Below are 20,779 nucleotides of genomic sequence, written 5' to 3' on the forward strand. Positions count from 1 at the left end.
TTGCGCTGAGACACCATCCCAACCAACCTGGAACCAATCGAAAGGGAATCAGCGCATGAACGCAAGGAATATGGACGCAGCCTGCTTACGCGCACTGCGCCGTCGCGGACACTCGGACGCCAGCATCACCGCCATGAGTCCGGAAGAAGCATTTTGTGAATACTGTGCCTATCACGGCATCATGAACCTGCTGCCTGCGACCTTGCAAATGCTGGACCGATTGCGCGGCGAACAGCCGGCGCAATAAGCAGCCACCATCCGGCCACAGACGGCCCGGTCGATTTTTCGGCCGGGCCGTTTTGCATTCAGCATAGCGGCACTATGCCGATTTCGATATCAAAGGCCTCGATAACCTCATTGAACGGCTATGACTCCGCCCCGTATAATTTTTTCATAATTACAACGGAGACGCCATGAACGCGCCAAATCCAAACTGGTTCCTGCGCGCGCGGCTGAAAACCCGGCAGTTGCTGCTGCTGATCGCGCTCGACGACGAAGGCACGCTGATGCGCGCCGCCGAAGTCCTGTGCATGACCCAGCCGGCCGCCTCCAAGCAGCTCAAGGAACTCGAGGACATGCTCGGCATCGCGCTGTTCGAACGCCTGCCGCGCGGCATGGAACCCACCATCTACGGCGAGAGCATGATACGCCACGCCCGCATGGCGCTCACCAGCCTGGCCCGCGCGCACGAGGACATCGTCGCGCTGCGCTCCGGCCTGGCCGGCCAGGTCGACCTCGGCAGCATCATGACGCCGGCCATGCGGCTACTGCCCTGTGCCATCACGCGCGTGAAAAAACTGGCGCCGCTGTTGCGCATCGGCGTGCAGGTCGAATCGAGCATGGTGCTGCTCGAACGCCTACAACGCGGCAACTTCGATTTTCTGCTGGCGCGCATGACCGGCCTGTCCGACAACGCTGACCTGCAGTACGAGGAACTGGCGGCCGAACCGGTGGTGGTGGTGGCGCGCATCGGCCACCCGCTGGCCGTGCGTGGGCGGCTCGCACTGTACGAGCTGGCGTCGGCGCCGTGGATCATGCCGCCGCCCGGCAGCATCCTGCGCCAGCGCTTCGACCAGCAGTTCCACAACGCCGGCCTGGAGCCGCCGGGCGACGTGGTCGACACCAGCGAGATCGTGCTCATCACCAGCATGCTGCAAATGAGCGACGCGCTGAACGTGATGTCGGCCGACGTCGCGCTGCGCTATCAGGAACTGGGCCTGCTGACGGTGCTGCCGATCGAGCTGGCCTGCCAGATGGACCCTTACGGCATCATCCGCCGGCGCGACCGCCTGCTGTCGCCTGGCGCCGAGCTGCTGCTGCAAGCGATACGCCGCCAGGCCTCGACCAGCCTTGCCGTATTCGATATGGCAGACGCATAAAAGGTGAATGGACTGCTATGGCCCCGCGCGCTTAGCATGCCAAAAACACCTAGATGGAGACTGCCATGAAACACCTATCCCTTGCACGCCGCCTGACCGGCGCGCTGCTCCTGATCGCGCCGCTGGCCAGCCAGGCCGCCAACCTGCTGGAACTGAATTCGCCCGACCGCCAACTGCGCGTTACCATCGACACCGGCGAGCAGCTGACGCTGGCGGTCAGCCACCGCGACACGCAGCTGGTACTGCCCACCACCATCGGCCTGAAGCTGAGCGGCATCGGCACCCTGGGCGACCATCCGCGCCTGACCAAGCAACAGCGCACCAGCATCGACACCACGGTGCGCCCGGTGGTGGCGCAGAAATCGCGCCAGGTGCGCGACCACTACAACGCCCTGCGGCTGGACTTCGCCGGCGGCTACACGCTGGAAGTGCGCGCCTACGACGAAGGTATCGCCTACCGCTTCCGCACCGAGCTGCCAGGCCAGGTGACGGTGGAGGACGAACTGGCGGGCGTCCACGTGCGGCCGCAGGACACGCTGTACTGGCCGCAGGAAAAGTCCATGCAGTCGCACAACGAGCACTATTACCAGCCGCTGGCCGTCAGCGAGGCGGCCGGCAAACTGGTCGGCGTGCCGGCGCTGGTGCGCAGCGGCGGCGCGCACCTGGTGCTGACCGAATCCGGCCTGCGCGACTATCCCGGCATGTATCTGCACGGCGAGGCGGACGGCCTGCGCGCCGTGTTCCCGAAAGTGGCGCTGGCCGACACCGCGCGCGACGACCGCAACGTGCCGGTGACGCAGGAAGCGCCCTACATCGCGCGCACCGCCGGCACCCGCGCCTACCCGTGGCGCATCATGGGCATCGCCGCCGACGCCGGCGGCCTGCTGCTGAACCAGATGCCCTACCTGCTGGCCGATGCCCAGGAGCTGAAGCAAACCGACTGGATCAAGCCGGGCAAGGTGGCGTGGGACTGGTACAACGGCAACCACCTGTACAACGTGCCGTTCAAGTCCGGCATCGACACGCGCACCTATCGCCACTACATCGACTTCGCGGCGGAAAACGGCCTCGAATATATCATCATGGACGAAGGCTGGTATGAGCTGGGCGACCTGCTGGCGGTCAAGCCGGCCATCGACATGCCAGCGCTGATGGCGCACGCCAAGGAACGCGGCGTCGGCATCATCCTGTGGGTGTCGTGGAAAACGCTGGATACCCAGATGACGACGGCGCTGGACCAGTTCGCGCGCTGGGGCGCGGCCGGCATCAAGGTCGACTTCATGCAGCGCGCCGACCAGTGGATGGTCAACTACTACGAGCGCGTGGCGCGGGAAGCGGCGGCACGCAAGCTGCTGGTGGACTTCCACGGCAGCTTCAAGCCCAGCGGCCTGCAGCGCACCTGGCCGAACGTGCTCACCTTCGAAGGCGTGAAGGGGTTGGAAAACGACAAGTGGACCGACAAGCAAACACCGGAGCACGACGTCACCGTACCCTTCATCCGCATGTTCGCCGGACCGATGGACTACACCCCCGGCGCCATGAGCAACGCCCACCGCAAGGACTTCGTGGCCAGCTTCGACCGCCCCATGAGCCAGGGCACGCGCGCGCACCAGCTGGCGATGTACGTGATCTATGAAAGCCCCTTGCAGATGCTGGCCGACAGCCCGTCCCAATACCGCGCCAATCCCTCGTCGCTGGCCTTCATCCGCCAGGTGCCGGTGGAGTGGGACGAAAGCCGCGTGCTGCACGCCGATTTGGGCCGCTACGTCGCCATGGCGCGCCGCCACGGCGACACCTGGTACGTGGGCGCCATGACCGGCGCCGACGGCCGTGAACTGGCGCTCGACCTGTCCTTCCTGGGCGAAGGCGACTACCAGATGAGCAGCATGGAGGACGGCCCGAACGCGGCGATCTTCGCCACCGACGTGCAGCCCGGCAGCGCCAGCGTGACCCGCGCCAGCCGCCTCACCATGCGCCTGGCGCCAGGCGGCGGCTGGGCTGCCATCATCCGCGCAGCCAAAACTGCGCAATAGGCACTCCGTCATTCCCGCGCAGGCGGGAATCCATAGGTCGCATGATTGGAAGCGGTGCATGGATTCCCGCTTTCGCGGGAATGACGGAATCTCGGGATTCCCATAAGGAGAACAACATGCAGAAAACACTACGCGCGCTGGCCGCGACGCTGTTCGCGGCCAACCTCGCGCAAGCCGCACCACCAACCTTCACGCCGCGCTGGCAGATCGACGGCAACGCGATCCGCTGGCAAGTCGGAGACACCCATCGCGACCAGCTGGAAATGAGCGGCCGCCAGGTATCAACGGTAATCGACTACGGCAGCCAGGCCGACGGCACGCTACTGCTGACGCGCACCGTGGTATGGCCGATGCTGCGCACCATCCCGGACGACACGCACGCCAGCCTGATACGCAAGTTCGGCCCCGAGGCCACGCCCGCCATCATGATCGACGGCGTGCCGGCCGCCGCCGAGCATCTGCAGCAAGTGCGCTTCGACGGCCGTCTCAGCCTGCAATCCCAGCTGGCGCCTGGCCTGCTTCTGACCCGCACGCTGACGCCTTCGCCGGACGAGCCGGCGCTGGTGGAGCGGCTGGAGCTGATCAACAACGGCAAGACCGCGCGCCGCTACAGCTTCGCCGCGCTGGACACCAGCGAGACCACGCCCGCCGACCGCGGCACGCATGGCGCCTACGTGATCGCCGTGCAGTCGGCGGCGCGCGAAGGCACGCTGGCGCCGGGAGCGCGCGTGCACGTCGACGTGATCGTCAGCGGCCGCCTGCAAAACGAAATGGTGTACGTGGACGGCGAAGAAGCCCTGCAGGCACGCGCCCGCAAGGTGGCGCAGTGGCGCGGGGACCTGGTACTCGAAACGCCGGACCCGGTGCTCGACGCCATGTTCGCCTTCTCCAAAGTGCGCGCCGCCGAAAGCGTGTTCGCCACGCGCGGCGGCCTGCTGCACGGACCGGGCGGCACGCGCTACTACGCCGCCGTCTGGGCCAACGACCAGGCGGAATACGTCAACCCCTTCTTCCCCTACCTGGGCGACCGCGCCGCCGTGCAGAGCGCGATCACTAGCTTCGGCCTGTTCGCGCGCTACATGAATCCGGAGTACAAGCCGCTGCCCTCCTCCATCATCGCCGAGGGACGCGGCTACTGGAACGGCGCCGGCGACCGCGGCGACTGCGCCATGATTTCCTACGGCGCCAGCCAGTTCGCGCTGGCGCAGGGCGACGCCGGCACCGCGCGCCAGCTGCTGCCGTTGATCGACTGGTGCCTGGAATTCACGCGCCGCCAGCGCGACGCGGAAGGCATCGTCCATTCCGACAGCGATGAACTGGAAGGCCGCTTCCCGGCCGGCAAAGCCAACCTCTCGACCAACGTGCTGGCCTACGGCGGCCTGACCGGCGCCGCGCGCCTAAACGCGGCGCTGGGCGACCGGCAGCGCGCCGCCTTGCTGCAGCAGGAGGCGCAGAGCCAGCGTGCCGCCATCGAACGCTACTTCGGCGCCAGCATGGGAGGCTACGACACCTACCGCTACTACGCCGGCAACGACAAGCTGCGCGCGTGGATCGCGCTGCCGCTGGCTTTCGGCATCACGGAACGCCAGCGCGGCACTATCGATGCGCTGCTGTCGCCGCAGCTGTGGTCTGAAAACGGCGTGCTGACCGAAGCCGGCGACAAAACCTTCTGGGACCGCGCCACGCTGTACACATTGCGCGGCCTGCTGAAGGCGGGTGAACTGGAACGCACCATGCCCTACCTGCGCTATTACTCCGGCCACCGCCTGCTGGGCGAGCACGTGCCGTATGCAGTGGAGGCGTGGCCGGAAGGTCAGCAGCGCCACCTGTCGGCGGAAAGCGGCCTGTATGCGCGCGTGATGACGGAAGGCCTGTTCGGCATCGAGCCGACCGGTTTGCGCAGCTTCAGTTTCGCGCCACGCCTGCCCAGGGGCTGGCCGCGCATGGCCTTGCGGCGCATACGCGCGTTCGGCGCGGGCGACCAGGGCGAAGGTATCGACCTGGTCACCACGCGCGTGCGTCCAGGCCAGCCGGCGCAGCGCGTGCAGGTGCGCCTGAACGGCAAGACCTTGTTGGATCAGGCGTGGGACGGCAAGGCGTCGTTGCAGGTCACGTTGCCCGACTCGCTGTCCAATTAATGCATATCGTTTTCAGCAATGGTGGTGGCTAAACATTCATTAGATTGCCATCCCCGCCTTGCCTAGTATGTCTCCATCGGCTGCCTGCGGCAGCCGATCATCAAAAAAACGATAAGGAGACATCATGAAGAACCCCACTCACCGCGCCCGGATGACGCTCGTCGCCCACGCACTCGCGCTGGCATTCGGCGGCGCCCTTCTGTCAGGCGGATTGGTCGCACCAGCCTACGCACAATCGAACGCCACCGGCACCATCTTCGGCCAGGTGGCCAATCCCAACGGCGCTAGCATCGTGCTGGAGAACATGGCAACCGGCGCGCGCCGCGTTGTCCATCCCGACGCCAGCGGACGCTATCAGGCCACCTCCATGCAGCCCGGCACCTACAAGGTCATGCTGATGCGCGGCGACGACGTCGAACGCACGCTGGAAGTGGAGGCCTTGATCGGCCAGGGTGTCGAAGCCTCGTTCGATGCCGTGCAGGCGGTCACCGTCAGCAGCCGTCGCCGCAGCATCGACGTCAGCAACACCAACAACGGCGCCGTGTTCACCGCGCGCGAACTGGATGCGCTGCCGGTGGCGCAAAGCCTGTCGGGCATCATCCAGCTGGCGCCCGGCACCTCGCGCGGCAATCCGCGCATCGGCGGCGACAGCTTCGGCGGCGCCGGCGTGTCGGAGAACTCGTACTACATCAACGGCTTCCCGGTCACCAATGTGTACAAGCAGATCGGCTCGACCACACTGCCCTTCTTCGCCATCGCGCAAGCGCAGATCCTGCAAGGCGGCTACAGCGCCGAATTCGGCCGCTCCACCGGCGGCGTGGTCAACATCACCACCAAGAGCGGCACCAACCACTGGGACGCCGGCGCGGTATTGCAGTACACGCCCAACTGGCTGCGCGCAAAACCCGAGGACACCTACTACCCGCAAACCGGCGCCAACCCGGCCACCGACGGCAAGCTGCTGACCTACCGCGGCGCCAACAACGCCACCGACGTTTTCGGCAGCGTGTATGTCGGCGGACCGCTGATCAAGGACAAGCTGTTCGTGTTCGCCAATCTGGAACAGGACCGCTTCAGCACCGGCTACATCAGCAAGGACTCCGATTCGACCAACAAGACCAACGGCTGGACCGAACGCGAAACCCGCACGCCGCGCTACCTGCTCAAGCTGGACTACAACATCAGCGACGACCACCGTCTCGAATTCACCCAGATCCACGACGAGTACAAGAAGACCCAGCAGAACTACGGCTTCAGCTACGCCACGCTCCAGCGCAACAACGTGCGTGCCGACGGCGTGACGGGCGACGGCGCCATCACCAACGACTCGATCCTGAAATACACCGGCTACCTGACCGACCGCCTGACCGTGACGGCGCTGGCCGGCCGTTTCAAATCGACCTATCCACAGAGCACGGAAGGCTATGTGCCGGGTGTGTACCAGGTCAGCGCCCCGGTGAACGCACAGGTGCCGGGACTGAGCTACAACAATCCGCAGACCATAGGCGGCACCATCCAGGTGGCCAACGCGGAAGACAAGCAATCCACGCTGCGCCTGGACGTCGAATACAAGCTGGGCGACCACGCGCTGCGCGCCGGCGTCGACCGCAACGACGTTTCGTCGATCAACGGTTCCTCGCTGGCCGGCGGGGGCAGCTGGATTTACTCGCGCGCAGCCAATCCGAATTCGAAAGTGCCGGGCGGTCGCTCGCCGGCATCCGGCGGGGGCTACGGCGCCCAGGGCTACTACGTGAACGAATACCACCAGAGCGATGCGGCCTCGCCGCAGACCGACCAGAGCGCGCAGTACCTGCAGGATCGCTGGCAGGTCACCGACACGCTGCTGCTGGACCTGGGACTGCGCAACGAACAGTTCACCAACAAGAACAGCTTCGGCGTGCCGTATGCCGAACAGCGCCACATGCTGGCGCCGCGCCTGGGCGCATCATGGGATGTGCGCGGCGACAGCAGCATGAAGCTGTTCGCCAACGCCGGCCGCTACCACCTGCAGATTCCGACCAGCGTGGCGCTGCGCCTGGCCGGCAATCCGGTGCACATCGACCACTACTTCACCTACACCGGCGTCGATCCCAAGACCGGCGTGCCGACCGGCCTGACCGAAATCAGCCCGCCTGTCTCGGGCGGTAACGAGTGGGGCCAGGCCAAGGATCCGCACCAGGTGGCGGCCAGCAGCCTGGGCGCCACCTACCAGGATGAACTGGCGCTGGGCATCGAGGCGGCGCTGACGCCGGCCTACACCGCCGGCGCCAAGTTCACCTACCGCACGCTGCGCAACACCATCGAAGACTGGTGCGACCAACGTCCGGTGGACGCCTGGGCCCAGCGCAACAAGGTCGACGCCAGCAAGTACAACATGCCCTGCCTGCTGATCAATCCGGGTCGCGACAACACGCTGGAGCTGGACCTGCGCCGCGACGGCAAGCTGGTGACGATCCCGCTGACGGCCGACGACATCGGCCTGCCAAAAGTGCAGCGCATCTACACGGCGCTGGACTTCTTCCTTGAGCATCCGCTGCGCGATGGCTGGTACGGCAAGGTCAACTACACGCTGTCGCGCAGCCGGGGCAATATGGAAGGCCAGGTGGCGTCCGACATCGGCCAGGCCGACCTGGCCGCCACTACCGCCTTCGATTATCCGGAGCTGATGACCGGCGCCAACGGCCTGCTGCCCAACAACCACACGCAGGTGCTGAAGGCGTATGGCTACTATGAGCTGACGCCGGAATGGCGCGTGGGCGGCAATCTCAACGTCGCCACCGGCGCGCCGAAGTCCTGCATCGGCAACCTGCCCAAGGCGCTCGACGTCAACAACAACCCGGCCGGCTGGTACGGCTCCGCCACCTTCTATTGCGACGAGAAGTTGGCGCCGCGCGGCACGGCCGGCACGTTGCCGACCGACGTACGGCTGGCGTTGAACGTGACCTACATGCCGCGCTGGCTCAAGGGCCTGAGCCTGAAGGCGGATGTCTTCAACCTGCTGAACCAGCAGACCGACCTGGCCACGCAGCCGGGCTACAACTCGGGCCCGGGTACGATCAGTGCGTACTACAACCAGGTGCTGGGACGCGCGCCGGAACGCCAGGTGCGCTTCACGGCGGAGTACAACCACCGGTTCTGATCGGTCCGCAAAAAAAAACCACCTGGGCTGAACTCGTTCAGGCAGGTGGTTTTTTATTGCATCGGATGGATTAACGATAGAAGGCTTCGACTTTGCCCTTCAGCTTGATCAGCATCGGGTTACCGAAGCGGTCCAGGCTCTTGCCGGCCGGGACTTTGATCCAGCCTTCGCTGATGCAGTACTCATCAACGTCCAGGCGTTCTTTATCGTTAAAACGGATGCCCACATCGTGTTCAAACACGGCGGCAACGTGGAATTTGCTGCGCGGATCAATCGACAGACGATCCGGCAATGGAGGGAGTTGGGTAGTATCGTTCATCCCGCCATTATATCAGCTGGTTTTGAAGATCAGCTGCGCAACCCGCTGCAATTTTGGATAGACCATCGGCACCGTCAGCATGGTGCTGGCTATCGCCATCAGCAACAGCGCGGTAAAGGTCTCGCTGGTGATGATCTGCTTGTCGAGCAAAATGTTGACAAAAATGATCATGATCAGCGCCTTGGTCTGCAACAGCCAGCCGATGATGGACGCCTCGCCCGGCCCCCACTTGAGGATCTTGCCGGCGATGTGGATGCCGGCCAGCTTGCCGCTGACCGACGCGACCAGCATCATCGCCGCCACGATGAACACCGCCGAACCGCCCACCGCCCAGTTGGTCCGCAGGCCGGTGCTGAGGAAAAACACCGGCATGATGGCCATCAGCACGTTGGCGCGCATGAAATCCATCTTCTCCTGGTTGAACCAGTCCGCATCCATCACCGCGCCGGCCAGGAAGGCGCCGACCATGAAGTGCAGGCCGGCCCAGTCGGCGGCGAAGGCGCAGGCGGCCAGCCAGATGAAGGAGATGTACCAGCGGTCGCGCTCTTCGAGGCGCACCATCATCATGCGGAACAGCTTGGTCGCCACGGCAAACACCACCAGGAAGCCCAGCTGGCGGCCGACCCGGTCCCAGTCCAGCAGGATCACCGCCAGCACGCCCCAGATCGCGATATCGTCCAGGCTGGCGTAGCGCAGGATGCGCTGGCCGATCGGCTGGCGCAGGATGTCCAGCTTTTCCATCAGCAGGATCAGGATGGGCAGCGCGGTCACTGCGCAGGCCATGCCTATGCCCAGCACGAACTGCCAGGTCTGCGCCTTCGGGCCCATCCAGCCGGCGTAGCCGACCAGTCCCAATGCGGCCACGCAGCCAAACACCAGCGGAGTGCCCAGCGCCAGGCCGGCGGTGATGGTGCTCTCGCGGCGGTGCTCCCAGGCCTTTTTCAGGTCCAGCTCGATGCCGGCGATCATCACGAAGATCATCACCGCCCACCAGGCGATGCCGTTGAGCGACTGCACCACTTGCGGGTTGAACACGAAACTGTAGTACTCGGGATAGGCGCGCCCCATGATCCCCGGCCCCAGCAGGATGCCGGTGATAATCTGCACCACCACCAGCGGCGCGTAGTAATCGGTGTTGCCAAAGCGCCAGATCAGATACGGCACGCTGAAAATGATCAGCATGGCGATCAGGAAGATCTCAGTGGTTCCCATGTGCATCGTGTCCCCTGCTATTTTTTGGAATTGGAAACGATACCATAACTAATTGGTAAAAACTACTTGCGCAGTCAAGCAATTGCTATATACTTGCTCACTCAAGCATTAATCAAGAATTAATTGATAACGGAGCATAGCATGAACGAGATTATTGACGAGACACCGGACGAGACTCCGGCCAACACCCCGGCCGATATCAGTCCCAGCCTGGAATTTGCGCTGCGGTTGGCGCGCGCGCAGGCCGCGCTGGTGCGCAGGCTCGACCAGGTGCTGGGCGGCTACCACGGCATCAGCTTCGGCGACTTCATGCTGCTGCACTACCTGAACCGCGCCCCCGGCGGCCGTTTGCGCCGGGTCGACCTGGCCGAGCGCCAGGGCCTGACCGCGTCCGGCGTCACCCGCACGCTGCTGCCGCTGGAAAAAATCGGCCTGGTCGAACGCCAGCAGGATCCGCGCGACGCCCGCGTGGCCTACGCCGCCATCACCGACACCGGCCGCGAACTGCTGAACAACGCCGTCGTGGTGGCGGAGCAGATCAGCAAGGACCTGCTGCGCAACTGCCCGACCGCGCATTTCGATGAACTGAGCACCGCGCTCGGCCTGATCGCCGGCATGAACGCCACCAACTCCTGACAGGCATAGAAAAGAGAACCATCATGGACGATCCAAAAAAACTGCAACGCGCGGCATTGAAGCGCGACCCGAACTTCAAATGGCTGCTGCGCGGCGGCGTGATCTCCATGCTGGGCGACCAGCTGACCATGATCGCCCTGCCCTGGCTGGTGCTCAAGCTCACCGGCGACACGCTGGCGCTGGGCTTCGTCATCGCGCTGATGAGCATCCCGCGCGCCGTCTTCATCCTGATCGGCGGCGCCGTGGTGGACCGCTACTCGCCCAAGCGCGTCCTCATGCTGAGCAAGTACGCCAACGCCGCGCTGCTTGGCCTGTTGACCTTGCTGGTGCTGCACAACCAGCCGACACTGACGTTCTCGCTGAGCGATTCGACATCGCTGACCATCGACCTGAACGCGCACCTGACGCTGATGATCATCTATGTGCTGGCTTTGGGCATCGGCCTGGCGCAGGCTTTCGGCATCCCGTCCGGCACCTCCATCATGCCGCAGGCGATCGCCGCCGAGCATCTGCAAGCGGCCAACGGCGTGTTGATGGGATTGCGCCAGGTGTCGATGCTGATCGGCCCATTGATGGCGGCCGGCCTGCTGGCAATGTCCGGTGACAGCGGCGGCGTGGTGGCCGACGCGCGCGGCCTAGCGTTCGCCTTCGGCTTCGACTGCTTCAGCTTCCTGGTCTCGGCATGGACCCTGTCCAAGGTTGGCCCGCTGACGGCGCCGGCGCAAGCGGAAGCGCCGCAATCGGTGCTGCGCTCCGTCGGCGCCGGCCTGATGATGGTGTGGAACGACGTGCCGCTGCGCCTGTGCTTCATCTACTGGGGCACGGTATCGCTGTTCATCGGCGGCTCGATGCAGGTGGCGATCCCGGTACTGGCCAGCGAAAAACTGCACGGCGCCTCCGCCCTCGGCATCCTGATGGGCGCCAACGGCGCCGGCATGCTGTTCGGGATGGCCGGCGCTGCAGTGCTGGGGGCGCGCCTGCGCTTCGCCAGCTTCGGCACCGTGCTGCTGGTGGCGGACGCCATCGCCGGCTTCCTGGTGATGCCGCTCGGCGCGGTGCACGCGCCATGGCAGGCTTGCGCGCTGATGCTGGCGCTTGGCCTGCTGTCCGGCTACATGCAGATCAACGTCTTCACCTGGATCCAGCGCCGCGTGCCGCCGCACATGATGGGCCGCGCCATGAGCATCTTCATGTTCATCTTCATGGGACTGGCGCCGTTGTCGGCCGCCGTCACCGGCTGGGTACTGACGATGATCTCGCTGTCGCAATTGTTCCTCGGCGGTGGCATCATACTGGTGGTGTTTGCGACACTGGCGTATCTGCTCACGCCTATCCGCAGCATCAGCAGCGACAATCCCGCTAAGACCCCGCAACCGCAGTAAAAGGAAACGTGCATGGAAACCAAATGGCTGGAAGACTTCATCTCGCTGGTCGAGACCAATAATTTCAGCCGCTCGGCGGCGCTGCGGCACGTAACGCAGCCCGCCTTCTCCCGCCGCATCCAGTCGCTGGAAAACTGGCTGGGCACGGACCTGATCGACCGCACGTCATATCCAACGCGATTGACGCCGGCCGGCATCGTGTTCTACGAGCAGGCGCTGGAGATGCTGGCGCAGATCAACGGCGCGCGCGACATGCTGCGTTCCAAGCGGGCCGCAGCGCAGACCAGCATCGACCTGGCGGTGCCGCACACGCTGTCGCTGACCTTCGTGCCGAAATGGCTGACCGCATTGGAGCAGGACTTCGCGCCGATCAGCAGCCGCCTGATGGCGCTCAACGTGCACGACGCCGTGATGCAGCTGGTCGAAGGCGGCTGCGACCTGCTGCTGTGCTACCACCATCCGCGCCAGCCGGTGCAGCTCGATCCGGGCCGCTACGACATGCTGGTGCTGGGCCGCGAATCGCTGCGCGCCTACGCCCGCTGCGACAAGAACAAGGCGCCGGAATTCACGCTGCCCGGCACCAAGAAGGAGCCGCTGCCATTTTTGTCGTACACGAATAACGCCTACCTGGGCCGCATGGTGGAGCTGATCCTGACCGACGCCAAGACCACGCTGCACCTGGACCCGCACTACGAAACCGACATGGCCGAAGGCCTGAAGATGATGGCGCTGGAAGGCCGCGGCGTGGCCTTCCTGCCCGAATCGGCGGTCACGCGGGAGCTCAAGCAAAAGCAGCTGGCGCGCGCCGACGGCGGCGCCTCGGAATGGGAAATCGAAATGGAAATCCGCCTGTACCGCGAGCGCCCGTCGGCGCACCGGCGCGGCAAGGCCATCGTCGAACGGCTGTGGGAATTCCTCGAACAGCAGCAAAAAGATAGCGGCCGCAAACGCCGTATTCCAGCCTCCGAACGATAGCCACGTCATTCCCGCGAAGGCGGGAATCCATGCTGAGTATGGATTCCCGCCTTCGCGGGAACGACGGCGGCGCATAACTATGCATTTTTTGCATAGCCGAATGCGCATACAGCATTGGCCCGTTTTCAGTCTCCCATCCTATGATTCGCTCCACTTGAAGAGCGCCACGAGCGGCCTTCAGCCACGAATTCAAACGGAGACTTGAGCATGACCACTGTACAAGCACACGCACTGCCTTCCTACCTCAATCCAGAAGACCTGGGCCCTTGGGGCGTCTACCTTCAACAGATCGACCGCGTCACCCCGCACCTGGGCAGCCTGTCGCGATGGGTCGAAACCCTGAAGCGCCCGAAGCGCATCCTGACCGTCGACGTGCCGATCGAGCGCGATGACGGCTCCATCGCCCACTACGAAGGCTACCGCGTCCAGCACAATATGTCGCGTGGTCCAGGCAAAGGCGGCGTACGCTTCCACCAGGACGTGACCCTGTCCGAAGTGATGGCCCTGTCGGCATGGATGACCGTGAAAAACGCGGCCGTGAACGTGCCATACGGCGGCGCCAAAGGCGGCATCCGTGTCGATCCGAAGACCCTGTCCCGCGGCGAACTGCAACGCCTGACCCGCCGCTACACCAGCGAAATCTCGCTGATCATCGGACCAAACAAGGACATCCCTGCACCGGACGTCAACACCAACGAACAGGTGATGGCATGGATGATGGACTCCTACGCCATGATCGAAGGTAACCTGTCGACCGGCGTCGTCACCGGCAAGCCTATCTCGCTGGGCGGCTCGCTGGGCCGCCGCGAAGCGACCGGCCGTGGCGTGTTCGTGGTGGGCCGCGAAGCCGCCGCCAAGCGCGGCGTGGCGATCGAAGGCGCTCGTGTGGCGATCCAGGGGTTCGGTAACGTCGGCGGCGTGGCAGCGACCATGTTCGCGGAAGCCGGCTCCAAGATCATCGCCGTGCAGGATCACACCGGCACCGTCGTCAATCAAGGCGGCCTGGATGTGGCACGTCTGCACCAGCACGTCGCCGAATGCGGCAGCGTAACCGGTTTCGCCGGCGCCGAAGCCTTCCTGGACCGCGACGCGTTCTGGGGCATCGAGTCGGACATCCTGATCCCGGCCGCGCTGGAACAGCAGATCACCGCCGCCAACGCGCCGACGATCCGCACCAAGATCATCCTGGAAGGCGCCAACGGCCCGACCACGCCGGAAGCGGACGACATCCTGACCGACAAGGACGTGCTGATCGTGCCGGACGTGCTGGCCAACGCCGGCGGCGTGACCGTGTCGTACTTTGAATGGGTGCAGGATTTCTCCAGCTTCTTCTGGAGCGAGGACGAGATCAACGCCCGCCTGACCCGCATCATGCAGGACGCCTTCAACGCCGTATGGTCGGTGTCGCAGGACAAGAAGGTCACGCTGCGCACCGCCACCTTCATCCTGGCGTGCACCCGCGTACTGCAAGCGCGCGAAGTTCGCGGCCTGTATCCATGATGTACTGATCCCCAGCAGTTTGCGCCTGCACCGGCTTCGGCCCGTGCGGGCGTTTTTCGCATTCAGAGCCAATAAAATAACGAGGACACCCATGAGCACCATCGAACAAAAAGCGCTGGCCTACCACCGCGCAGGAAGCGCCGGCAAGATCGCCATCGAAGTGACCAAGAGCGTCGCCACCCAGGAAGACCTGGCGCTGGCGTATTCGCCGGGCGTGGCCGCGCCGTGCGTGGAAATCCAGCGCGATCCGGCCAAGGCCTACGAGTACACGGCCAAGGGCAACCTGGTCGGCGTGATCACCAATGGCACGGCGGTGCTCGGCCTCGGCAACATCGGCGCGCTGGCCGGCAAGCCTGTGATGGAGGGTAAAGTGGTGCTGTTCAAAAAATTCGCCGGCATCGACGCCTTCGACATCGAGATCGACGAAACCGATCCCGACAAGCTGATCGACATCGTCGCCGCGCTGCACCCGACCTTCGGCGGCATCAACCTGGAAGACATCAAGGCGCCGGAATGCTTCTACATTGAGCGCAAGCTGCGCGAGCGCCTGTCGATCCCGGTGTTCCATGACGACCAGCACGGCACCGCCATCGTGGTCGGCGCCGGCATGCTGAACGCGATCGAGATGACCGGCCGCGACATCGCCACCGTGAAGATCGTCTGCTCCGGCGCCGGCGCGGCAGCCATCGCCTGCCTGGAACTACTGGTGGACCTGGGGGCGGAACGTCGCAATATCTTCGTCTGCGACAGCAAGGGCGTGCTGACCACCGCACGCAACCTGGACGGCGAAAAAGCCGCCTGGGCGCAGGACACCAGCGCCAGCAAGCTGTCCGACGTGATGGAGGGCGCCGATGTATTCCTGGGTGTGTCCGGTCCCGGCGTGCTGTCGCCGCTGGACATCGAGCGCATGAAGCCGCAGCCTATCGTCTTCACGCTGGCCAATCCGGAGCCCGAGCTGCGTCCGGAACTGGTGCGCGAAGTGGCGCCGGACGCCATCATCGCCACCGGCCGTTCGGACTATCCGAACCAGATCAACAACGCGCTGTGCTTCCCTTACCTGTTCCGCGCGGCGCTCGATTGCGGCGCCTCGACCATCAACCAGGAAATGAAGCGCGCCTGCGTGGTGGCGCTGGCCGACATGGCGCGCAGCGACGCCCGCTTCGGCAAGGACTACGTGGTGCCTGGCCTGCTGGACCCGCGTCTGCTGAGCGGCGTCACGCCGAAGATCGCCACCGCGGCATGGCGCAGCGGCGTCGCCCGCAAGGAGTTGATCGAACTGGAATACGCGGAAGACCTGCGCGACCTGGCGGAATCGCTGATCTAACTACGCATAGCGCACATTAAAGCCTTCCTCGTCCGTCGGCGCCACAAAAAATTGCGTGATCAAATCAAATTCAGCCTCGCTGGTACTGAATTGGTGAACGCCTTCTTCATTACGGCGCCTCAGCCGCCGCTTGCACTCTTCGTCGCTGACATCGAGGTAGTGCAGGCAGTGCGCGGCCGGGGTATCTTCGATGAGCGTCTTCATCCAGCTTCTCGTTGCGATCGTATTCGCCGGGAAGTCCAACACCACCGAACTGCCGGCGGCCAGGACGTCCCTGATCAAGCCTTGCAGGGCCGCCCGCAATTTCGTCGTGCAGCGCACGTAGTCGGCCAGCGACTGGATTTCTCCGGGGTAGAGGGTCGCCAGCATCTTGTCCTCGCTGATCAGCACAGTACTCGGCGCGCGCGCCAACTCGCTCATCAACGTGGATTTTCCAGCGGCGATTTTTCCGCATACCAGATGCAAGGTTACAGCGGGTACTTGAACTTCTGTTTTCATGGAACTCTCCTTGGTTCAAAAATCCCAAAGGCGAGCTTCCAAAAAAAGAAACCCGCCTCCAGGGCGGGCTTCTTCGACAATAAAAAGAGCTAACCCGCCATCGGAATAATGGCGGCAATAATCGCAAGCTTCGAGAATTGGCGTGGGGTCAGCATCATGCTTTGAGCATCCCATAGCCTGCAGATTGTGTCAACAACAGGCGCATGCGGCTCAATTGCGAGTGACGCGCACTGCCTCCAGGTGGTTCTCATCGCCGAACAGCAGCGTGGCGTGATCCGCAAACAGCATTTGCCGCATCACCGGATAGCTGCCCAGCACTGAGCCAGCGCCGGTCACCTTGATGCGGAAAATCAGCTCCTTCTGCGCCGACAGCGCCGCCGTGCCGACGGCATAGTCGGCCAGCACCATCACATCCGTCACCGGATCGCCGGGAGCGTACGAGCCGACCGCCACATCGGCCAGCAGCAGGCTGCCCTTGTACACGCGCGCGTCCACTTCTGCCATCCGCCCGTTGCCCGGCCAATGGCTGGACAAGGTTTCCTTGCCAAGGTCGATGCGGTCGGCGGGCAGCACCGCAACGCCGTTCTTGTCGATCGCCACGCCCATCACGCCACCTGGGCTGGTCTGCGTGGCCTTGCCGTTCCATAGCACACCCAATTTGCCGTCGGTGTCGAGCATGATCGGATATGGCTGCGCGCCGCCGGTGCCCAGCGAATGCAGGACCGGGGCGCCCAGACCCTTCGGCCACATCGCCACCATCGCGCCGCCGCCCTCCAGCCATCCGGCCAGCACGGCGCCGCCCGACGCCGCGATGTGCGGATGCAGGGCCGCTGTCGAAATCTCGAACGGAGGCGTCAACTGCCGGCCGTTGAAATCGAACTTGCACAGTTTGAGCAGGTATTGCGTCTTGTCGGTGATCGGCAGCAGCGAAAAGGTGGTGACCAGCCAAAAGCCGTTGCCGTCCACCGCTCCGCTGCTTTCCGCCGACGCCAGCTCGGTGGTGGATGTGGCGGCGACGGCCGGATACAGGTCCAGCGGTTCGCCGACCAGCTTGGCCTGCGCGTCGAAGTGCAGCAGCCGGGTGCCGGGTCCCGATTGCACCATGATGAAGCCACCGTCCGGCGCGGGCAGCATCTGCCACTCGCCGGTGTAGCCGGCGGCCAAAGTGAAGCCGTAGTCGGTGCTGGAGACCAGCGTGCCGTTCTGGTCCAGCACACTCAATCGCGTGCGCGGGCGCACCTTGTTGCCGCTGACGGTGATGCTGGAGTCGGAGAAGGAGCGCACTACGATATGGTCGCCGACGACCATCGCATCGCCCATGCCGGCCAACGCCGCACCGCCCGGCAATTTGACCGCCTGCGCCACTCCGCCGATGACGATGGTGCCGGTGGTGTCCGGCGTGGTGCCGGTAAAGGTGGCGGCGGCGGTGGTGCCCGTGGTGGGAACAGAAGAAGCGGAACTGCCGCCGCCGCAGGCGTTCAACGCGGCGGCCAGCGCCAACAAGGCCAGATGGCGGGGTAAGGCTGGAAAACTCATACTGGCTCGCAGTGCACGGTTTGAAAGCGAAAAGTATATAGAAAAACAATCCTTTTCCCTTACCATCCACACCACAACGGCATGGCCCCGCGAGCCAGCAGGATGACCTGGCAGGCCTTTATTTTCGAATGACTTCGCCGCCCTTCATGACGAAGGTCACCTTGGTCAGTTCCGTGGCGTTTTCCGCCGGGTCGCCCTTGACGGCGATGATGTCGGCGAACTTGCCGGCGGCGAGCGAACCGACGCGGTCCTTCCAGCCCAGCAGGTCGGCCGCGTTGATGGTGGCCGCCTGGATCGCCTGCATCGACGTCATGCCGTACTTGATCATATAGGCGAACTGCCTGGCGTTGTCGCCGTGCGGATAAACGCCGGAGTCGGTGCCGAAGGCCATTTTGGCGCCGCCGTTGAAGGCCTTGCGGAAGTTGTCGCGCTGGAGCTGGCCGATCACCTTTTCCTTGGCGATCGATTCCGCCAGCATGCCGGCCTTCTCGCCCTCTTGCAGGATGAAGTCGTCGTTGTAGATGTCCATCACCAGGTAGGTGCCCTTCTCGCGCGCCAGCTTGATGCCCTCGTCGTCGATCAGGCTTGCGTGCTCGATCGAATCGACGCCGGCCAGGATCGCATCGCGGATGCTGCTGGCGCCGTGCGCATGCGCGGCCACCTTGCGGCCCAGCTTATGCGCCTCGCCGACGATGGCCTGCATCTCTTCCAGCGTGTACTGCTGCGCGCCCGGCTCGTCGCCCTTGGACAGCACGCCGCCCGATGCGCAGATCTTGATCACGTCGGCGCCGTACTTGGCCATCTCGCGCACCTTGGCGCGCGCCTCCCACGGGCCGTCGGCCACGCCGCGGCCGGTGAACTTCATATCGGGCGGCAGCAGGTTCTCGTCGCAATGGCCGCCCTGGATGCCGATGGCGTAACCGGCGGTGCGCATGCGCGGGCCGATGAAATCGCCGTCGTTGATGGCGTCGCGCAGCGCCACGTCGCCGAAGCCGCCGGCGCCGACGTTGCGCACGGTGGTGAAGCCCGCTTCCAGCGTCTTGCGCGCGGCGCGCACGCCATACAGCGCCGCGCGGGTGTCGGACACGCCCAAGGCGTTGTAGCCGCCCAGGTAAGGGTCGCTGGTCAAATGAGTATGCATGTCGATCAGGCCTGGCAGCACCGTCTGCGACGACAGGTCGATCAGCTGCGCGCCGGCCGGCACCTTGGCCGTAGCGCTCGGGCCGACCGAGCTAATGCGCTCGCCGGTGATGATGATGGTCTGGTCCTTGAGCACCGTGCCGGCGACCACGTCGACCAGCTTACCGGCGCGTATCGCCACCACTTTGGCGCCGTCGGCAAACGCCGGCGCGGTCGCGCCCACGGCGCCAAGGACGGTGGCGGAAATCAGGAGATGCTTGAGTTTCATTGGGTGCGCCTTTTTCTTCGAAAAGAAAAGGATAGCAGAGCGCACGCAAAAAAGCGTTCTGATTGTTGAACTATCCCGGCCAGGCGCAGGTGCGGAATCCGGCATAGAAATCGTCGCGCTCCGGCAGGAAGAAATTGCGAAACCTGGCCGAGTCGAAGCGCAGCGGCGTGGCGAACGAAGCGCCGCGCAAGGTCTGGTGCGTAGTGAACCACGGCTCGGAATATTCGCGATACCGGTCCGCCTTGAAGCCGGGGTAAGGCTCAAACGGCGACGCCGTCCACTCCCACAGCTGGCCCCAGCGGAACGCCGGATGGCCGGACAGCGCGGCATACTCCCATTCCGCCTCGGTCGGCAGGCGGCGACCGGCCCAGGCGCAATAGGCCTGCGCTTCGTACAGGTTCACATGGCGTACCGGCTCGGCGCCGGCCAGCGTGGTTGGCTGGCCGAAGCGCACGGTGCGCCACTGGGCGCCTTCGCGCTGCCAATAGCGCGGCGCCGAGCGCTCCTGGCGCATCAGCCAGTCGGCGCCGGCGCTGCTCCAGAACTGGCGGTTGTCGTAGCCGCCGTCGGCGACGAAATCGGCATACTGCGCATTGGTCACCAAGGTGCTGTCGATGGTGAACGCCGCCACGCGGAAGCTGTGCGCCTGGCGCTCGTTGTCGAACACGAAGCCTTGGCCCTCGGCGCTGCCCAGCTGGATGGTCCCGCCGGGGAAGCCGATCTCCGACGGCGCGAACAGCGGCTGCTCGTTGTGCACCGCCTGCGCCGGCGCGGCCAGTCCCAGGGTCTGCAAGGTGTAGAGCAGCGCTTCGCCGTGCATGTCCTCGTGCGCCAGCGCCAGCCGGTAGGGATACAGCGCCGCGTCGTCATTCGGTTCGCGCGACAGTTTGTCGAGCACCCGGTCCAGCACTTCGCGGCAGTAGGTCTTCAGCGCGCCGGTGCTGGGCAGGTCCAGCGTCCAGCGGGCGCGGTGCGGCACCGTCGCCGAATCGAACCAGTCGTCGCCTTTGCTCAGCAGGCAGTTGCCGTGGGCGTCGGCCGGATGGCTGGAGACGGCTTCGCGCAGGATGAACCATTCGGCGAACCAGGCGATGTGGCCCAGCTCCCACAAGGGCGGATTGACGATGCGCAGCTGCGGCACCCGCGCTGGCGCGTCCATGCCGGCGGCGGCGAAGCAATCGAACAGCGACAGCGTATAATCCCGCGCATGCCGCAGCGCCAGCGCCAACTGCTGTGGCGTAGCGTTCCTGAACGAAGTTGGGCTTGATATCATGAGCCGATTGTAACGATTTTTAGCCAA

General features: G+C 64.6%; 15 protein-coding genes and 1 pseudogene. 10 read left to right on the forward strand and 6 right to left on the reverse strand.

Translation table 11 applies throughout. The features are described from left to right. Positions 1 to 70: 70 nt before the first annotated feature. From RUGAMON1_RS11345 to RUGAMON1_RS11365, 5 genes are all read left to right on the forward strand, one after another. The gene (locus tag RUGAMON1_RS11345; RefSeq protein WP_445230605.1) at positions 71 to 247 is read left to right on the forward strand and encodes a hypothetical protein; all 177 of its coding nucleotides are present in this window, start codon (positions 71 to 73) and stop codon (positions 245 to 247) included. A gap of 166 nt (positions 248 to 413) precedes the next feature. Further along, positions 414 to 1,379 (forward strand): LysR family transcriptional regulator, encoded by a 966-nt coding sequence (locus RUGAMON1_RS11350; protein ID WP_445230606.1) that lies wholly within the window; start codon positions 414 to 416, stop codon positions 1,377 to 1,379. A gap of 65 nt (positions 1,380 to 1,444) precedes the next feature. Beyond that, on the forward strand, positions 1,445 to 3,412 hold the full coding sequence (locus tag RUGAMON1_RS11355) for a glycoside hydrolase family 97 protein (RefSeq protein ID WP_445230607.1): 1,968 nt from the start codon (positions 1,445 to 1,447) through the stop codon (positions 3,410 to 3,412). Positions 3,413 to 3,528: 116 nt separating this feature from the next. Continuing rightward, entirely contained in the window at positions 3,529 to 5,550 is a 2,022-nt protein-coding gene (locus RUGAMON1_RS11360; RefSeq protein WP_445230608.1) for a glucosidase family protein, read from the forward strand. Positions 5,551 to 5,674: 124 nt separating this feature from the next. Continuing rightward, a complete protein-coding gene (locus tag RUGAMON1_RS11365; protein ID WP_445230609.1) occupies positions 5,675 to 8,689 on the forward strand; it encodes a TonB-dependent receptor in 3,015 nt (1,004 codons plus the stop codon). A 70-nt stretch (positions 8,690 to 8,759) separates the two neighbouring features. On the opposite strand, the gene RUGAMON1_RS11370 is transcribed toward RUGAMON1_RS11365, so the two are convergent. Then, complete coding sequence (locus tag RUGAMON1_RS11370) at positions 8,760 to 9,008, reverse strand: DUF3297 family protein (RefSeq protein WP_026335271.1); 249 nt, start codon at positions 9,006 to 9,008, stop codon at positions 8,760 to 8,762. A gap of 12 nt (positions 9,009 to 9,020) precedes the next feature. Beyond that, entirely contained in the window at positions 9,021 to 10,226 is a 1,206-nt protein-coding gene (locus RUGAMON1_RS11375) for a cation:proton antiporter (protein WP_445230610.1), read from the reverse strand. Between the two features lie 135 nt (positions 10,227 to 10,361). Between RUGAMON1_RS11375 and RUGAMON1_RS11380 the strand changes: the two genes are divergently transcribed. The 5 genes and pseudogenes from RUGAMON1_RS11380 to RUGAMON1_RS11400 form a co-directional block, all read left to right on the forward strand. Further along, on the forward strand, positions 10,362 to 10,856 hold the full coding sequence (locus RUGAMON1_RS11380) for a MarR family winged helix-turn-helix transcriptional regulator (protein WP_445230611.1): 495 nt from the start codon (positions 10,362 to 10,364) through the stop codon (positions 10,854 to 10,856). Between the two features lie 23 nt (positions 10,857 to 10,879). After that, positions 10,880 to 12,238 carry an MFS transporter gene (locus tag RUGAMON1_RS11385; protein ID WP_445230612.1) on the forward strand — a complete coding sequence of 453 codons (1,359 nt, stop codon included), beginning with the start codon at positions 10,880 to 10,882 and terminating at the stop codon, positions 12,236 to 12,238. Between the two features lie 12 nt (positions 12,239 to 12,250). Next, a complete protein-coding gene (locus tag RUGAMON1_RS11390) occupies positions 12,251 to 13,213 on the forward strand; it encodes a LysR substrate-binding domain-containing protein (protein WP_445230613.1) in 963 nt (320 codons plus the stop codon). Positions 13,214 to 13,420: 207 nt separating this feature from the next. Next, complete coding sequence (locus tag RUGAMON1_RS11395) at positions 13,421 to 14,713, forward strand: Glu/Leu/Phe/Val family dehydrogenase (protein WP_445230614.1); 1,293 nt, start codon at positions 13,421 to 13,423, stop codon at positions 14,711 to 14,713. Positions 14,714 to 14,804: 91 nt separating this feature from the next. Then, positions 14,805 to 16,016: pseudogene (locus RUGAMON1_RS11400) on the forward strand (malic enzyme-like NAD(P)-binding protein); the annotation flags it as partial. 21 nt (positions 16,017 to 16,037) lie between these two features. On the opposite strand, the gene RUGAMON1_RS11405 reads toward RUGAMON1_RS11400, so the two are convergent. From RUGAMON1_RS11405 to senA, 4 genes are all read right to left on the reverse strand, one after another. Beyond that, positions 16,038 to 16,535: a P-loop nucleotide/nucleoside kinase family protein gene (locus RUGAMON1_RS11405; RefSeq protein WP_445230615.1), complete on the reverse strand. Its 498-nt coding sequence runs from the start codon at positions 16,533 to 16,535 to the stop codon at positions 16,038 to 16,040. A gap of 210 nt (positions 16,536 to 16,745) precedes the next feature. Beyond that, the gene (locus RUGAMON1_RS11410) at positions 16,746 to 18,071 is read right to left on the reverse strand and encodes a hypothetical protein (RefSeq protein WP_445230616.1); all 1,326 of its coding nucleotides are present in this window, start codon (positions 18,069 to 18,071) and stop codon (positions 16,746 to 16,748) included. Positions 18,072 to 18,189: 118 nt separating this feature from the next. Beyond that, a complete protein-coding gene (locus RUGAMON1_RS11415; RefSeq protein ID WP_445230617.1) occupies positions 18,190 to 19,479 on the reverse strand; it encodes a Xaa-Pro dipeptidase in 1,290 nt (429 codons plus the stop codon). 70 nt (positions 19,480 to 19,549) lie between these two features. Next, positions 19,550 to 20,752 carry a selenoneine synthase SenA gene (gene senA, locus RUGAMON1_RS11420; protein WP_445230618.1) on the reverse strand — a complete coding sequence of 401 codons (1,203 nt, stop codon included), beginning with the start codon at positions 20,750 to 20,752 and terminating at the stop codon, positions 19,550 to 19,552. Positions 20,753 to 20,779 lie beyond the last annotated feature (27 nt).

The organism is Duganella rhizosphaerae, assembly GCF_040364205.1.
In the GTDB taxonomy this organism is placed as follows: Bacteria; Pseudomonadota; Gammaproteobacteria; order Burkholderiales; family Burkholderiaceae_D; genus Rugamonas; species Rugamonas rhizosphaerae.

Bases quoted from the DNA above. Each gene is read 5' to 3' on its own strand.
- RUGAMON1_RS11345 (WP_445230605.1), top strand. From the start codon at position 71: ATGGACGCAGCCTGCTTACGCGCACTGCGCCGTCGCGGACACTCGGAC.
- RUGAMON1_RS11350 (WP_445230606.1), top strand. From the start codon at position 414: ATGAACGCGCCAAATCCAAACTGGTTCCTGCGCGCGCGGCTGAAAACC.
- RUGAMON1_RS11355 (WP_445230607.1), top strand. From the start codon at position 1,445: ATGAAACACCTATCCCTTGCACGCCGCCTGACCGGCGCGCTGCTCCTG.
- RUGAMON1_RS11360 (WP_445230608.1), top strand. From the start codon at position 3,529: ATGCAGAAAACACTACGCGCGCTGGCCGCGACGCTGTTCGCGGCCAAC.
- RUGAMON1_RS11365 (WP_445230609.1), top strand. From the start codon at position 5,675: ATGAAGAACCCCACTCACCGCGCCCGGATGACGCTCGTCGCCCACGCA.
- RUGAMON1_RS11370 (WP_026335271.1), bottom strand. From the start codon at position 9,008: ATGAACGATACTACCCAACTCCCTCCATTGCCGGATCGTCTGTCGATT.
- RUGAMON1_RS11375 (WP_445230610.1), bottom strand. From the start codon at position 10,226: ATGCACATGGGAACCACTGAGATCTTCCTGATCGCCATGCTGATCATT.
- RUGAMON1_RS11380 (WP_445230611.1), top strand. From the start codon at position 10,362: ATGAACGAGATTATTGACGAGACACCGGACGAGACTCCGGCCAACACC.
- RUGAMON1_RS11385 (WP_445230612.1), top strand. From the start codon at position 10,880: ATGGACGATCCAAAAAAACTGCAACGCGCGGCATTGAAGCGCGACCCG.
- RUGAMON1_RS11390 (WP_445230613.1), top strand. From the start codon at position 12,251: ATGGAAACCAAATGGCTGGAAGACTTCATCTCGCTGGTCGAGACCAAT.
- RUGAMON1_RS11395 (WP_445230614.1), top strand. From the start codon at position 13,421: ATGACCACTGTACAAGCACACGCACTGCCTTCCTACCTCAATCCAGAA.
- RUGAMON1_RS11405 (WP_445230615.1), bottom strand. From the start codon at position 16,535: ATGAAAACAGAAGTTCAAGTACCCGCTGTAACCTTGCATCTGGTATGC.
- RUGAMON1_RS11410 (WP_445230616.1), bottom strand. From the start codon at position 18,071: ATGAGTTTTCCAGCCTTACCCCGCCATCTGGCCTTGTTGGCGCTGGCC.
- RUGAMON1_RS11415 (WP_445230617.1), bottom strand. From the start codon at position 19,479: ATGAAACTCAAGCATCTCCTGATTTCCGCCACCGTCCTTGGCGCCGTG.
- senA (WP_445230618.1), bottom strand. From the start codon at position 20,752: ATGATATCAAGCCCAACTTCGTTCAGGAACGCTACGCCACAGCAGTTG.